Here is a 15439-nt window from a genome sequence, read left to right on the forward strand (position 1 = left end):
TTTTCAATCAAACGTTTGATTTATTTGCATATAAAGCCTATTTACTATCGGATAAAACATTTTACTTTCGTATAAACAGATTTACCTTCGGATAAACCATTTTACTTTCGTATGAGCAGATTTACCTTCGGATAATGATCACACAGCTGCCACCGCAGCAAAAAACTCATTATATAGAGCCTGTACCGCGCGTTTTTCATCCACTGCCTGTACGCCAAACATCATGCTCACTTCAGATGAGCCCTGATTGATCATTTCCATATTTACTTTCGCTTTAGCGAGGGCCTTGGAGGCGCGGGCCATTGTTCCGATGTTTTGGCGCATCCCCTCACCAACTACCATGATAAGCGACAGGCTATGCTGGATTTTCACCTCATCCGCGTGAAGCTCATATTGAATGCGGCTCAGAATTTCCTCCTCCACACCATCAGTAAATTGGTTTTCCCGAAGAATAATGGAGATGTCATCAATTCCTGACGGGGTATGCTCATAGCTGAGGCCATACTCTTCCAAAATGGTCAGCAGCTTCCTTCCGAAGCCGACTTCCCTGTTCATTAAGTATTTGCCGACGTATATGCTGCAGAATCCCTGATCACTGGCAATCCCGATCACAGGTCCGTTTGTGTTATCGCGCTCGTTCACAATCCTGGTGCCAGGAGCAGATGGATTATTCGTATTTTTAATCTGCACAGGAATTCCAGCCCTGAATGCCGGCACAAGTGCTTCATCATGCAGGACGGTAAAACCTGCATAGGAAAGCTCCCGCATTTCGCGGTATGTCAGTTCTTTGATTTCTTTAGGACTTTCCACAATAAATGGATTTACCGAATAAACAGCATCCACATCTGTAAAGTTTTCATACAAGTCCGCTTTGACTGCTCCAGCCAAAATGGAACCTGTCACATCCGATCCGCTCCTTGAAAATGTGAACACCTGCCCATCCCTGCTGTATCCAAAGAAACCTGGAAAAATGATAATCCCGTCCTTTTCCTTTAAGGAATATAGATTCTCATATGCCTCAGGAAGAACCTGTGCATTTCCGGGCTCCGGGCTTACAAGCAATCCCGCTTCCTTCGGGTTCACATACCTTGCTTCCACTCCCTGCTGCTGAAAATAAGCTGCAACAAGCTTAGCGTTATTATCCTCGCCGCTCGCTTTGATCAGATCCATAAAAACTTCAGGATCATCTGTATCGCTTGAAAGCCTTGTAAAAAGATCCTCCCTGATCATATCTTTAATGTCCAGACCCAGCTCCAATTCATCAGCTATTTGGCCATACCGATCCAATACAGCTTCAGCCAAGTCATCTGCTGATTCCCCCTGAATCCGTTTCTCCGCACATGCGATTAATAAATCAGTAACCTTATTATCTGCTGAAAATCGCTTTCCAGGAGCCGAGACGACGATTATCTTCCGCTCTGGATCAGCATTTACAATATTGAAAACTTTTTCGATTTGCTTTCCGGATGCTAAAGAAGATCCTCCGAACTTTACGACTTTCATCCTGACATCTCCTAATCTCTGAAAATTTAATCTTTATTTTACTCTTATCCGAAAAGAAATCAAGAGAAATTCTATCCTAAAAATACAGATGTTCACCATAAAAATACACAAAGTTATATAGATATATTTAATATAGCTAGTTTGTGTGATTATATCACTTTATAATATTATTTCAGAAAAACAAAAGAAAACGCTTACAATATAAAGTTTATTTTATGCCGTTCTGCCAAATTGCCCAAAGCAAATAAACTATTAATATTATGGTTTTCCCCTTGTCAAAACGGGGTATATGTTAAGGATATTTATATAAAGAATTAAATCGTAAAACACGGGAAGGGAAAAAGTCTATGGGAATCCTAATTGTGGACGATAATCAAGCCAATTTATTTGTCATTCAGCATATATTAAAACGCGCGGGTTATAAAGACCATTTAACGTTTTCTTCTGCAAAGGATATGTTTCAGCATCTTCAGGGATATTCACCTTTTTCAGCTGATATAAAAGCAGACATTATCTTAATGGATATTATGATGCCGGAGATGGATGGAATTGAGGCATGCCGGCGGCTTCAGCAGATTCCGCATTTAAAGGATATACCGGTGATTTTTGTAACTGCATTGGAAGATTCAAATAAGGTAGCTGAGGCTCTTGATGCGGGCGGAACTGATTATGTTATGAAGCCCATAAATAAAACGGAACTGCTTGCCCGGATTCGTGCTGCTTTAAGACTTAAATATGAAAAGGACTGGCATAAGGAGCAGGAAAATAAAATCAAGAATGAATTGGATTTATCCATGCAGGTTCAGACCAGCATGCTGAGCGAGCCGATTTATCATGAACATACACTGTTAAAAGCTTCCTACCTGCCAGCCAACAAACTTGCAGGGGATATGTATTACTGGCACCAAATAGATGAACACCGCTTTGCTGCCATCCAGCTGGACATGATGGGCCACGGGATTTCAGCATCCCTTGTATGCATGTTTATTTCTTCTGTTCTAAGGGATGCCATCAGAACATGCAGCGATCCTGAATACGTCATGAAGGAACTAAATCGGTGGATGAATTCCCTTAATCAGCGCAATCAGCGGATTCCATATTATTTTACAGCCATTTACCTCGTCCTTAATAAAAAAGACAAAACCGTTGAGTATGTGAATGCCGGACATCCAACCGGATATGCGCTCACAGATAAAAAGGAAATGTTCAGCTTATCAAGCAATATGTGTGCAGTAGGCTTTTTTGAAGATATTACGATACAAAAAGAAACAATTCCCTATATAGACTCCATCCAGCTGCTCCTGTTTACGGACGGAGTGGAGGAGGCAGTGGAGCAGAATAATCTTAACCCTTGTGAATATCTTCAGCGCTTCGCATCCTTCCATTGGAATGCAGCCAGAACAGCAGAGCCAATCGATATGATTCTGACTAAACAGCAGCAGGCAAGCGCTGATGATGATATGTGTGTTGTTTTGGTCCAGGCAGATTAGTGTGTATACATAATATTTTTGCAAAAAAACAGAGTGCAGTCCCTGAAATAGGGTCCGCACTCTGTCTTTATATAAAAGATAAAAATGTGATTCCTTTTGAACTTTGAGTATTGTCCAGCTCCTGCGCCTGCCCCTCGAGGGGGCGGGCAAGGCGTTTCCGCTTTTTTATGCTGGAGCGGTCTTCCTGAAAATCTTTTCCTGCAGGTTGATTTCTTCAAATACAGGCACTTCCATCCTCAGCGCTTCCTTGCTTCCAAGTCCCAGAAACCCTCCCATGCTGAGGCTTTCATTGAAAAGATTAAAAACATGGCTTTGCAGATCAGTATTAAAATAAATCATGACATTGCGGCATATAATCACATGAAATTCATTAAATGAGCCATCGGTCACCAGATTATGCTGCGCAAAAACCATTCGATTAAGCAGGGATGAATTCAAATAAGCTGCTTCACAATCTGTAGTATAGTATTCAGAAAATGATTTTTTTCCGCCTGCCATAATGTAGTTCTTTGTGTAGAGCTGCATTTTTTGCAAAGGGATCATTCCGCTCTCTGCTTTTTTTAGCACTTTTTCATTGATGTCTGTGGCATAAATTTTAGTTCGTTCTCCCAAACCCTCTTCTTCCATCAAAATAGACATGGAATAGGCTTCCTCTCCAGTCGAACAGCCTGCATGCCAGATTCTGATCTCAGGCAATTCTCTGAGCATCGGGACAACCTCATTTCGAAAAGCTTTAAAAAACGAAGGATCCCGGAACATTTCGGTAACATTGATTGAAAAATCGCTCAGGACCTTTTGCAGATACCCATCTTCATGTATAACCTTCTCTGTGAGGCTTGTTATGCTGGGCAGCCGATCCCTGCTAATGCGATTTTGAATCCTCCTTGTAATGGAAGAGCGCATATATTGCCGGAAATCATACCCGGATAAACCGTAAATGGCCTTTAAAAGTAAATCTATCTCTAATTCTTCCTTTTTCAATTCTAGTCATTCCTCAACTTTCGAGAATAAAATTATGGATACGGGGAATGCTCCTCTGTCTGTCCGTACATTAGAAATGGCGCTCCCCTGGTTCCTTCTATGAAAGCCACACCCTCATAACGGACAGCAGCTGGTCCAGTTTTAATGGCTTGCTGATATAATCTGTTGCACCGGCTTCCATGCACTTTTCCCTATCGCCTTTCATTGCCTTGGCAGTAAGGGCAATGATTGGAACATCCTGATGCCTGTCCAGCCCGCGAAGCCTCTTCATGGTTTCATAACCATCCATAACCGGCATCATAATATCCATCAGCACAATATCAATCTTTTCTGTCCCCATTATTAAATCCAGACATTGCATCCCGTTTTCTGCTGTAAGGACATTCATGCCTTCTTTATTCAAAGCATTTTTCAGCGCATAAATATTTCTGTGATCATCATCTACGACAATGACTGTTTTATCTTTAAGCTCGGTACCTGTATGCTGATGGTCTGCTTCACTATTTCCTTCAGCGGCTGGGGGGATGCTGGCTCAGACACTTCCTCCAGAGGTTCTGCGGTTACAGCAGCTTCTTCAAAAGCAAGCGTTCCTGCCTCAATTTCAGGCATGCCGTTTGGCAGATTCGGAATGACCAGTGTAAAACGGCTTCCTTTTCCTTCTTCACTCTCCACTTTGCATATGCCGCCGAGCAGCTGGGCAAATTCCTTGGAGATGGACAATCCCAGGCCCGTTCCGCCATATTTTCTCATCGTGGCTCCATCAGCCTGCTGGAAGGCTTCAAAAATCAGCTGCTGCTTTTCTGCTGGAATGCCAATGCCTGTATCCAGCACTGTTATTTTAAGCCAATCATCTGTATAGGCGGATAACGGCAAACCAAAGAAATCGCTCTGTGCAGCTTTTTCAAAAGTGACTGCTACTGAACCTTCTTCCGTAAATTTAAATGCATTTGACAGGAGATTTTTCACAATTTGCTGCAGCCGCTGCTCATCTGTATGGAATACAGGCGGCACTTCTTCTGAAGAGCTTACAGTAAACTCAAGGTTTTTATGCTTTGCCACTTGTGTAAAATGCTGATTCATACGCTGCGACATTTCACCCATATTGACTTCCTCAAAGCTGATCTCCAGTTTTCCTACTTCCACTTTTGAAAGGTCCAGAATATCATTGATCAGGGTAAGCAAATCCTGTCCTGATGTATGAATAACTTTGGAAAACTCCTTCTGTTCTTCAGTTAGCATTTGATCCGGGTCTTCTGCCAGCATCTCTGATAAAAGCAATATGCTGTTAAGCGGCGTGCGCAGCTCATGCGACATATTTGCCAGGAATTCTGACTTGTATTTTGAGCTTAAACTCAGCTGCTTTGCTTTTTCCTCCAGCTCTTCCTTGGCAGCCTGAAGTTCTTCAGACTTCATTTCCGCATCTCTGGAGCGCTCTTCAAGCTGTTCATTAATCATACGCAGCTCTTCGGACTGACTCTGCATTTCTTCAGATTGCGCCTGCAGCTCCTCCGACTGGGACTGCAGCTCTTCAGCCTGTGCCTGCAGTTCCTCTGTCTGTGCCTGAGATTCTGCCAATAAGCGTTCGATCTCCATTCTTCCTGAAATATTCGTAATGGCTATTCCTAATGTTTCAATTACTTTTTCCAGGAGCTTGATCTGTGCATCAGTGAATGGCCGCAAACTTGCCAATTCCACAACTGCAACGGCCTCGTCTTTGAGCATGACGGGTGCCATCATGATGCTTTTCGGCCTGACATCTCCCAAACCGGTTGATAGGACCTTGTAATCCTCAGGAACATCATGAAGGAATATTGTTTTCTTATCCCTGACTGTTTGCCCTGCTATTCCTTCCCCAGCAAAGAAAAAGTCTCTTCCTGCATCTTCCGCCCCATCGGCATAAGCAGCTTGTTTTTTATATACAGGTTTGCTTCCGCTGTCATCTTTCACGTAAAAGACTCCGAGATTGGCTCCGGCGGCAGGTGCCAGCCTGGAAATAAAATCATCTGCCAAATTCGCTATGGTCACATGCTGGCTATAGATGCTTACTAATGCAGCAGACTGGCTTTGAATCCAGTTCTGCTCACTGATTTCAGCCGAATAGCGCTGTTCTTTTTCGTAATAGTTCTCGAGTGAATCAGCCATAGAGTTAAAGGCTATCGCGATTTCACCGATCTCATCTTTTGTTTCAATATTCAGCCTTGAGATGGAAGAAAGGTCTTGATAATCAATATCCTTAATCCCTTTTGTAATTAAGCTGATGCTTCTGCCTGTACTTCTAATCACCCAAACCGTAACTCCGACGATTAAAATAATGGCTATTGCAACCGCAGCAACCAAAGTCGCTACTAACTGGCTATATGTTTCATTTGCATTTTCCAGCGAATCAGCCATGATGGATTCCTGATATTCTTTAAATTCAGCCAGCTTTACTAGAAGAGAGTTCCGGTTTTCCCTTTCATCCCTGTACAGATCTTCCAAGGAATCCAGATCTCTGCTTCCCATTAATCCAATGAAGCTGTTTTGCATTTGGGCATATGATTCATATGCCTGTTCTACTTCCTTTAATAGCAGACTGGATTTCTGTCTATTTAATTCATTTTCCAATTTCAAAATCCGGGTTTGTATCCCTTCATGGTTTGCCTCGATCAATTCAGCCGTCATGGCGGGATCTGCCGATTCTATGTCGGTGAGCACACTCAGCAGCTGCTGATCTGTCTGATAAAAAAGCTGTCTGATCTCTGTAGCCTGGTTTACCTTATAATAGCGATCCTCCACAATTTCCAGCATGTTTGCCTTCATTCCGTTCACCATAGACAGAATGACAAACATTAGAATAAACATAAAAAATACAGTTAGGCCCAAACCCATTATTTGCTTTCTCTTAAAGCTCACCTGTTCTCTCCTTCTTTCCCCCAATTTTTCTTTATCTTTGTTTCCGTTTTCAAGTTCCTGTTCACGTTTATGAGCTTAAAAATTTTAATAGACTGGCTTCTTTACCCTTATTCGGTATAAATCAAACCTGTTTTTCTATTTTTTCATAAAAAAAGGAAGGAAAACTCCTTCCTAATGTTTAACGATATTCCTTAACTTTCTCCCCTGCTGAAGTCATCCATTCAAACTGGCGGAGCTTCAGGTCAAATAGTGTCAGAGGATCCTGGTAAATCTCAGGATTTTTGCGCATATCGCTTAAAGCCTCTTTATTATCTGCAATGTCCGTATAGGTCTCTTCAACCGTATGATTCAATACATCAAACGGATTTCTGAAGAACATTTTAATATCCCGTTCAAGCGATTTCTCGAAAAGCTCGAATTGCTGCATGAATTTATTGGTGATGGATTCTGCGATCTCGCTATAATCTTCGTGTTCAATGAACTGTTTATATTTATTATGGAGCATGGCTTTATTCTGCTGGATCGCACCAAGCAGCTTGCCTGCACTCTTCAGCAGGAACTGCGATGGCGAAAAGCGGTTTAGAATGTTGGCCTTTTCCAGCTGAACACTTCCCCGCGTCATTCGATCCGCGTCGCGGCGCCAGTCATCCAGCACCCTGAAGTCACAGGCCAGCGAGATTTTCTCCTCGCCATATAGCTCATTAAAGCTTTCGCTCATTTCATCCAGATATGCCTGGCTGCTTCTGAACTCTCCTTCACTTTCAGCAATCCACTCCTGAATGGAGACATGGAAATCCGGCAAAACCGTCTCTTCAATATATTCGTGTACCCGATTATTCATTTCGTCATTGAGTTCAGTGTGGATTTTTCCAAAATCACTGTCCTCTGTCACCATTTCTGAACAATTCCGAAGCAGTTCCGGAATCTTTTTCTCAAGATCCTGTCTCATTTTATCTTTAATTTGACTGTAGGACTTTTTAATTGTCCGGACCTTTTCTTCTTCCATATCACTCAGCTGATTGTTGGCACCCTTAAGTTTTGTTACCATTTCTTCGTTCCATTTAATAGTGTCAATCAAGCTGTTTTCCATTTCAACGCGTTTTTCAAGAAGGAATTTGATCGATTTTTTAACATAGTATAGAACCTTTGCTGTACGCTCTTCTTTCCGGTCCCGTCCATCCATCATCGACCTGATAAAGACTGCTAAATCTTTCAGCTGGCTTTCGCTTTCATAATAGGCGGAGAAAGCAAACACCTTTGCTTTTGGAAAGTAGGTATGAACACGGGACTGAGTTTCATCAAGAAGATCCATGGCATCCTGGCTGTCTGGAATCCGGTCCATTTTACTGAGAAGGAAATGAATAGGCAATTCCGGAGCCTGTTCTCTCATTCTCACAGCAAGATCCAGCTCTTTATCTGTCAGAGGCGAATCCGCATTCAGGACAAACAGCATGCTGTCTGCGAAATGGAGATATTGGAACACACCATTTCTGAATTTGCTTTGCCCCGCAAGACCTGGCGTATCAATAACAGCAAGTCTATTATTCTGTAAAAAGGCGAATGGCATTCTGCATCGTATAAGTGTCTGCTGGCTTTTTCTGCGCTTTGCCTAAAGTCCTCCAGGTCAGAAATACTCCGGACTTCCTCGTCCGTAACGGCATGAATTTCCGCTACATCACTATCCTTGAACAGCACTGAGGCAGAAGTGGAATCTCCCATCAGCTCTTCACCGAGAAGAGTGTTGACAAACGAGGATTTCCCATTTGATGCCGTACCGGCAATCAGCAAATGCCCTGCATCCAAATCAAGGAGCTCACGGACCATCCATTCAAAGCGTTCACCCATCAGCACGCCCTTTTCCTTCGCCCATTTCATGACATTTTCAAATAGCTTGAAGCTTTCCTCCAAGCCGTCCTGATAGCGGACAGAGCGATTCACAAGGCCTTCTGCCTCGCTGACAGCTGAGGAATCAATATTAGACGGGAAAATTTCGCTCCACGCCAGCACTGCCGAGGCCGAAACAAGGGAATGCGAAGGTGCAGCTATTTTCAACCAGTTAGTTATATGATTCGGTATCAGGTGTGATAAGTCCCTGATTAGATGCTTACCGCTGATTAGTTCAAAATAAGTATCCTTGTAAAGCTCGGAAAGCTGGCCCCATGTATGTGAGCGCCCTGGCTCCATATTCAGGAGAAGATGGTTATATTCTTTCAGCCATGAGAAATAAAGACCTGATTTCTTGTAGCTACTCCATAGAGCGGCTGATAAACTTTCAAAATGAGCATGGTCCACACGGTATAACACCGAAAGCGCCTCGCTGAAATAGTTCGGCTCCATTTTAGCTGTCCGCCCCTGGTCCACATACGAATGAAGAACTTCAAACCAAGATAGGGATTCCGTCCTGATTGCTTCATTGACAGCCAGCTCCACCGCATTTCCCCAATCGCTGTGTTCCTCAAAGAATCCGCGTGCCAGATCAGTCACATCCGGATAATCCGGATTTAACCGGACCGCATCTTTAATGGATCCAACAGCCATTTCAAGCTTGCCGCGCTGTATGTAAAGTGAAAACAGCTGAAGGAGCACTTCGGTTTTCAGCACTTCTGAATCTGTCTCAATCGATTTGTAAAAGTCCTCTGCATTTGAAAGCAAATCCAATTCAAAATAGGCATCAGCCATATTTTTCTGTGCCCATGGCCCCAATTCATTCGGAATGCTCTCCCATTTAAAAATGGCCGCTTCGTAATCCTTGTTAAGGAAATACACCTCACCCTGGGCGAAACGGATATTGGTTAAATCGGGCACTTCGTTCTGCTGCTCAGCAACATACAGTTCACCCAAAACCCTGATCGGATGCACATTTTCATTAGATTCCATGAAGGTCTCATAAAAGGTTTTGCTGATTAGCTGCTTCTCTAAAGTCATCTTGATCCCCCGCAGTGCTATTTTTAAAAGTGCGCCTAAAGGCACCGGCTTTTAAAAGAGTTTTATTGAACAGCCTGCTGATTTCCTAATATCATAGGGCTTTATCAGCATGCTTTTATAAGAAAAGCGGAAGGCGCCCGCCTATCGGCTTATGACCTCGAGCCGATGGCGCCTGGAGCTAGACAGTTATCTAACTTCAGAGTTTACCTTCTTATCTTTTATAAAAAACGCATAATGCGCCAATTTTCATCCTTTATCCTTATATTGTAACAAAAATTTTTCTGCAAAAAATTTCATTTCTCTATCATTTTTGAAACATTGCTGTATTCCTGTGTAATATTCTTAATAGTTAGAACCAGCTTCTATATATTAATACCACCCCAATCAAAATAAAAACTGGCAGACAGAAATATATATTCCTGCCTGCCAGTTTATATTCTTCATCAAGAGGCTTGCTGCGGCCGGGCAGCTGAGCGCCGTCTGCCATAGAGGATTGTAACAGCCATGCCTAGAATCAGGAACACACTTGATATTTGGAATAGGGCTGCCGTTTCCACAAACTGTGCAAGCACACCAAACACAAGGCCGCTTAGCCCAATGCCAAGGTCGATAGATGAGAAGAACATTCCATTTGCCACACCCCTGCGGTTGGATGGTGTCATTGATAGTGTCCAAGACTGCAGAGTAGGTATCAATGATCCAAAGCCAATTCCGAACAAAATTCCGCTTATGATAATAAACAAATTCGAATGAGCGAAAGAAAGTACCCACATGCCGATAAAGGTCAGGAACGTGCAAAGCAGGACAAGTCCCTTTGGCCCCCGCTGGTCAAACCATTTTCCGGAAATCGGTCTCGAAAGCGATGCCATGATCGCATTGAACAGGTAAAAAAGGAAAATTTGATCAATACCGCGCTCTTCTCCAAAAATAACAATGAACGTTACGATGGAACCATACCCAAATGTCACAATTATCGTAATAAAGGCAGGAAACCAGCTGGTTTTTTCGATTAAAGAGTCTAAGTAAGAGAATTTCAGATCCTCTTTCCTTGTTTCCAGAACAGCTGCAGGCGTTTCGTAGCGAACAATGGATAGGAGCCCAATGGCAATTACGCCAAGTACACTCGAGATATAAATAAGATTGGTAAAAGAGGTAATCTGATATAGATAGATTCCAAGACTCGGAGCGATGATCATCCCGATTGTAACGCTAAGGCCATAGTAACCCATTCCCTCTCCAAGACGGGAATTAGGCACTACATCTACTGCTGCCGTACCATTCACAGTAGTTGACCAGCCCCAAGCGAGTCCGTGGATGAATCGGAACAGCAGAAAAATCATCACCACGCTTGACAGCGGATAAATAACCGTTATGGCCAGAAGCGCCGCTGCCCCTATCAGCACCAGCTGCTTCCTTGCTCTATATTCAAGCATAAATCCGATGAAAGGCCTGCTCAAAACGGCTCCAATCGAAAACAGCGCCGTAACCAGACCAATTTCAAGACCAGTTGCTCCTATGGACTTTATATATGGGGGCAGTGTCGGAATCAGCATCTGAAACGACATAAAGACAAATAAATTCCCGATCATCAGCATTATGAAAGACTTGGTCCATAAAGTCTCTTTTACAGCCCTTACCAACTGCATCCCCCGCTTTCCTTTTATCTCCAGAATAAATCAGTTAATTATTTCGCATCACTAAATACTACCATAACTGATTGGAAAAAGGAACGGGAATTTTGCATCATATCAAGGGGTAGAACTTTATTAAGACAATGAAAATCTTCTATAATAAAGTCCATAAAAAAAGGAGCCAGATTAAGCTCCCCCATCACCCCTGCAGACTGCTTGTTTCCAGTACCCGCTGCAGAAAATGCAGTGTTCTTTCTATAATGATGTCCTGATCGTTATCCAGTGTTGCCACATGATAGCTGTTGTCCAGGGTGACCAATTCCTTTGCAGCCGATTTAATGCTGCTGTATATTTCCTGCGAATTGGAAGGCGGAACTACATGATCTTCTTTTGAGACAAAAATCAGCGCAGGACAATTCACTTTTTCTAAATCGCCTTTGACCTTCTTCATCAGTTCCGTTATTTCACCAATCGATTTAACCGGTGTCTTTTCATAGGCAAGCTCTTTTATATCAGGGTTTTTAATGTCTGAACCAATTGCATCAAGGAAGCGGACATCCTCCAGGCTGGCTGCTGCCTCCATATCAGAAATCTCAATTGCTGCATTAATCGGGATAATCCCCTTAATCTCCGGATATTTCTCGGCCATATACAATGTCAGGGTGCCGCCCATCGACAGACCTGTAACGAATATCGTACTGCAGCGCTCTTTCAGCCACTGATAGCCTTCTTCAACAGAATGAATCCAATCCTGATAGGTCGTTGTTTCCATTTCTTCATAATGAGTGCCATGTCCCCGCAAGCGTGGACCACAGACCGTATACCCTGCATTTGCATAAGCTTCCCCAAGCGGACGCATGCTTTGAGTTGAACCGGTAAAGCCATGTGAAACCAAAATCCCAATCTCATTTCCTTCATAATAAAAAGGTTCTGCGCCTTCTATAATCGGATACTTTTCAGACAAGGTTCATTCCTCCATTCAATAGATTAATTCCTAATAAGAGGTATTCTTCCCACCCCACTCTATCCCTCCTTATTTGAAAATATTTAACATTTTTGTAAAACTTCGCATCCAGTCTTCAGAAAAACTTTTTTCCAGCATCGTCTTGTTTATAATAGATAGAATGAATAAAGAAATAAGCAGCATTGCCCTCTAAACAAAAAGCAAGCGGCAGGAGCGCAGCAAAGGGAAGTTTCGCTTTATTTTCCTTCCCGAACTTATTAAAATAAGTACTAACTACATAAACAGAAAGGCTGATACCGGTTTGGAAAACAATTCAAATTTTATACGAACGATTATTAAAGAGGATCTGGAATCGGGAAAGCGTAAAGAGGTTATTACCCGTTTCCCGCCTGAGCCGAACGGCTATCTTCATATCGGACATGCCAAATCGATTGTCATCAACTTCGGCCTGGCAGATGATTTTAATGGCAAGACGAACCTCCGTTTTGATGATACGAACCCGCTAAAGGAAGATCAGGAATTTGTGGATGCCATTAAAGAAGATGTTAAATGGCTTGGCTACGAGTGGGAGGAGCTTCACTTTGCTTCGAATTATTTCGAGGAAATGTATAACCGTGCAGTTCTTTTAATCAAGAAAGGAAAGGCATATGTGGATGACTTAAGCCAGGAAGAGATCCGCCAATACCGCGGAACGCTGACAGAACCTGGAAAAGAAAGCCCATACCGCAGCCGTTCAGTTGAAGAGAATCTTGATTTATTTGAACGTATGCGGGGCGGGGAATTCGAAAATGGAGCAAAAGTTCTTAGAGCAAAGATCGACATGTCATCACCGAACCTGAACTTGCGTGATCCGGTTATCTATCGTGTTTCACATACAACTCACCATAATACGGGTGATACGTGGTGCATCTATCCGATGTATGCTTTTGCCCATCCGCTTGAGGATGCAATCGAGGGGGTTACCCATTCCTTATGCACAACCGAGTTTGAAGACCAGCGTCCGCTATATAACTGGGTTGTCGCAGAGTGTGAAATGGAAAGCACACCGCAGCAAATCGAGTTTGGCCGCCTGAATATTTCTAATACAGTTATGAGCAAAAGAAAACTGAAGCAGCTTGTGGAAGAGAATTATGTTGACGGCTGGGATGACCCGCGCATGCCGACGATTTCCGGTCTAAGACGCAAGGGCTATACTCCGGAAGCAATCCGCGAGTTCGTAAAAGAAACGGGTGTTTCAAAAGGTTCCGGTGTGGTGGATGAAGCTATGCTTGAGCATTATGTCCGCGAAGACCTGAAATTAAAAGCCCCTCGTACAATGGGTGTGCTTCGCCCGTTAAAGGTTGTGATCACGAACTACCCGGAAGATCAGACTGAAATGCTTGATGCGGAAATCAATCCAGAAAACCCGGAGATGGGCATACGCCAAATTCCTTTCTCGAGAGAGATTTTTGTAGAACAGGACGATTTCATGGAAGATCCTCCGAAAAAATATTTCCGCCTCTTCCCTGGCAATGAAGTACGCTTAAAGCATGCTTACTTCATCAAGTGCAACGAAGTCATCAAGGACGAGGATGGCAATGTTGTTGAGCTGCATTGCACATATGACCCAGAAACAAAGAGCGGAACAGGCTTTACAGGACGAAAAGTGAAGGGTACCCTTCACTGGGTGGATGCAAAGAGTGCTATTCCGGCTGAATTCCGTTTATACGAGCCATTGATTCTTGACGAAGATGCCGATCAGAACGCTGAGGCAGACACAGATGATGCTGCTGAAAGCGATGCTGAAGGAAAAACGTTCCTTGACTACGTGAACCCGAACTCACTTGAAATTGTTAATGGTTTCATTGAACCTAACATGAAGGATGTAAAAGCCCAGGATAAATTCCAATTCTTCCGCCATGGGTATTTCAATGTCGACCCGAAACACACAACAGCAGAAAAACCTGTTTTTAACAGGATTGTATCACTGAAGAGTTCATTTAAGTTAAAGTAATTTTTAGGCTTGAGGAAGAATTTCCTCAAGCCTTTTTTATAAAAACTGCTCTTAAACACAGCTACCTTCCGGCTTGAAAATATGGTAAGGTTTAAAAGGTAAGCATTTACATAAGGAGGAATAGCATAATGTCAAATCAGCATGATCCAAATACATTACCGCCAAAAACCTGTTCCGTAGACAGAATGGTCACAGTTAAAGAGGACGTGGAGAAGGTTCTTGCAGGAAAAAAACAGCCACACGCCGTAATGGCAGATATGCTGATGTCGGGGAAATCATGACACTTGAAGGCCAGGACTTTGTTGTAAATAAAGTTTATTCCCAATCCCTTGGTGAATTAACAGACGAGCATGCCCGCCAGGAAGGCTTCGAAAGCTTGGAAGACTACAAACAATCCATTCTTTCCATGCATCCGGGAATGCCATGGCTTCCGCAGATGCGTGTATGGGTTCATGAATTCAGCGCAGTGAAGAAGTAATCTGCCGGAATGGACATACTGTACCGAATACTGCTGTACATCCATGTCAGCAGTGCCATACTTTCTGTTGGCCCATTTTTTGTTCTGATTCCAATCGTCAATAAATTGGAATCGGCTGAGCCCGGGGTTCAGCAGGCATACATAAGCATCTTCAGGACATCCGTGCGCCTTGTCAAGCATGCAGGACATGTACTTGTAGGCTCGGGTGTCCTTCTTATCGTGAACAGCCATTGGGGCTGGACGACATCCTGGATCGTTGCGACCCTGGCGGTAATGGGAGGCTCTGTCTTTTTCTCGCCCGAGCCTTTTCTCCCGTTCTGAAGAAATTTGATGCGCCTGGAGCAGATCAGCAGTTTCTTGTCAGGAAACTTACCCGCTCAGTCTGGATTTACCTTTTTCTATTAATGCTCATGCTCTGGTTCATGGTGGCCAAACCTGTACTTTGGTAGAGTTAACTAAAAACAAGCGCTGGAGATCCGCGCTTGTTTTTTTGATGGCATTCTGCTGCATGGCATTCGAATTCGTGTTTATATCCGAATGTCTGATAAATCCTAATTTTAGCGGAATTTTTGTTTACGTGAA

The 15439-nt window shown here is 43.2% G+C and carries 10 protein-coding genes and 2 pseudogenes; 4 read left to right on the forward strand and 8 right to left on the reverse strand.

Annotated elements, in window-relative coordinates; all coding sequences use genetic code 11:
• Positions 1–138: 138 nt before the first annotated feature.
• Complete coding sequence (locus M5V91_RS20230) at positions 139–1503, reverse strand: aspartate kinase (protein WP_009335919.1); 1365 nt, start codon at positions 1501–1503, stop codon at positions 139–141.
• A 347-nt stretch (positions 1504–1850) separates the two neighbouring features.
• Here M5V91_RS20230 and M5V91_RS20235 point away from each other — a divergent pair, with 347 nt between their 5' ends.
• Positions 1851–2993 carry a PP2C family protein-serine/threonine phosphatase gene (locus M5V91_RS20235; RefSeq protein ID WP_251175354.1) on the forward strand — a complete coding sequence of 381 codons (1143 nt, stop codon included), beginning with the start codon at positions 1851–1853 and terminating at the stop codon, positions 2991–2993.
• Between the two features lie 165 nt (positions 2994–3158).
• Here M5V91_RS20235 and M5V91_RS20240 read toward each other — a convergent pair whose 3' ends face one another.
• The 7 genes from M5V91_RS20240 to M5V91_RS20265 all read right to left on the reverse strand — a co-directional run bounded on the left by M5V91_RS20240 (position 3159) and on the right by M5V91_RS20265 (position 12386).
• Complete coding sequence (locus M5V91_RS20240) at positions 3159–3974, reverse strand: CheR family methyltransferase (RefSeq protein ID WP_009335921.1); 816 nt, start codon at positions 3972–3974, stop codon at positions 3159–3161.
• Positions 3975–4071: 97 nt separating this feature from the next.
• The gene (locus tag M5V91_RS20245; protein WP_260508180.1) at positions 4072–4377 is read right to left on the reverse strand and encodes a response regulator; all 306 of its coding nucleotides are present in this window, start codon (positions 4375–4377) and stop codon (positions 4072–4074) included.
• A 38-nt stretch (positions 4378–4415) separates the two neighbouring features.
• Positions 4416–6866 (reverse strand): ATP-binding protein, encoded by a 2451-nt coding sequence (locus M5V91_RS20250; protein ID WP_284521468.1) that lies wholly within the window; start codon positions 6864–6866, stop codon positions 4416–4418.
• Positions 6867–7044: 178 nt separating this feature from the next.
• Entirely contained in the window at positions 7045–8319 is a 1275-nt protein-coding gene (locus M5V91_RS30610) for a hypothetical protein (protein WP_369425904.1), read from the reverse strand.
• Positions 8304–9791, reverse strand: coding sequence for a hypothetical protein (locus tag M5V91_RS30615; RefSeq protein ID WP_369425905.1), 1488 nt, complete (start codon positions 9789–9791; stop codon positions 8304–8306). The genes M5V91_RS30610 and M5V91_RS30615 overlap by 16 nt, the downstream gene beginning before the upstream one ends.
• A gap of 443 nt (positions 9792–10234) precedes the next feature.
• Complete coding sequence (locus M5V91_RS20260; protein ID WP_034297759.1) at positions 10235–11437, reverse strand: MFS transporter; 1203 nt, start codon at positions 11435–11437, stop codon at positions 10235–10237.
• Positions 11438–11621: 184 nt separating this feature from the next.
• Positions 11622–12386, reverse strand: a complete 765-nt coding sequence (locus M5V91_RS20265; protein WP_050807844.1) for an alpha/beta hydrolase — start codon at positions 12384–12386, stop codon at positions 11622–11624.
• Positions 12387–12687: 301 nt separating this feature from the next.
• On the opposite strand from M5V91_RS20265, the gene M5V91_RS20270 reads away from it, so the two are divergent.
• The 3 genes and pseudogenes from M5V91_RS20270 to M5V91_RS20280 all read left to right on the forward strand — a co-directional run bounded on the left by M5V91_RS20270 (position 12688) and on the right by M5V91_RS20280 (position 15306).
• Positions 12688–14379 carry a glutamine--tRNA ligase/YqeY domain fusion protein gene (locus M5V91_RS20270; RefSeq protein WP_019380099.1) on the forward strand — a complete coding sequence of 564 codons (1692 nt, stop codon included), beginning with the start codon at positions 12688–12690 and terminating at the stop codon, positions 14377–14379.
• Positions 14380–14507: 128 nt separating this feature from the next.
• A pseudogene (locus M5V91_RS20275) lies at positions 14508–14857 on the forward strand (ASCH domain-containing protein).
• Positions 14858–14866: 9 nt separating this feature from the next.
• Positions 14867–15306: pseudogene (locus tag M5V91_RS20280) on the forward strand (hypothetical protein).
• The last annotated feature ends 133 nt before the right edge of the window (positions 15307–15439 follow it).

This window comes from Cytobacillus pseudoceanisediminis (genome assembly GCF_023516215.1).
GTDB lineage: Bacteria > Bacillota > Bacilli > Bacillales > Cytobacillaceae > Cytobacillus > Cytobacillus pseudoceanisediminis.

Coding starts and splice junctions, on each gene's coding strand:
- M5V91_RS20230 (WP_009335919.1), bottom strand. CDS start 1,503: ATGAAAGTCGTAAAGTTCGGAGGATCTTCTTTAGCATCCGGAAAGCAA.
- M5V91_RS20235 (WP_251175354.1), top strand. CDS start 1,851: ATGGGAATCCTAATTGTGGACGATAATCAAGCCAATTTATTTGTCATT.
- M5V91_RS30610 (WP_369425904.1), bottom strand. CDS start 8,319: ATGCTGTTTGTCCTGAATGCGGATTCGCCTCTGACAGATAAAGAGCTG.
- M5V91_RS30615 (WP_369425905.1), bottom strand. CDS start 9,791: ATGACTTTAGAGAAGCAGCTAATCAGCAAAACCTTTTATGAGACCTTC.
- M5V91_RS20260 (WP_034297759.1), bottom strand. CDS start 11,437: ATGCAGTTGGTAAGGGCTGTAAAAGAGACTTTATGGACCAAGTCTTTC.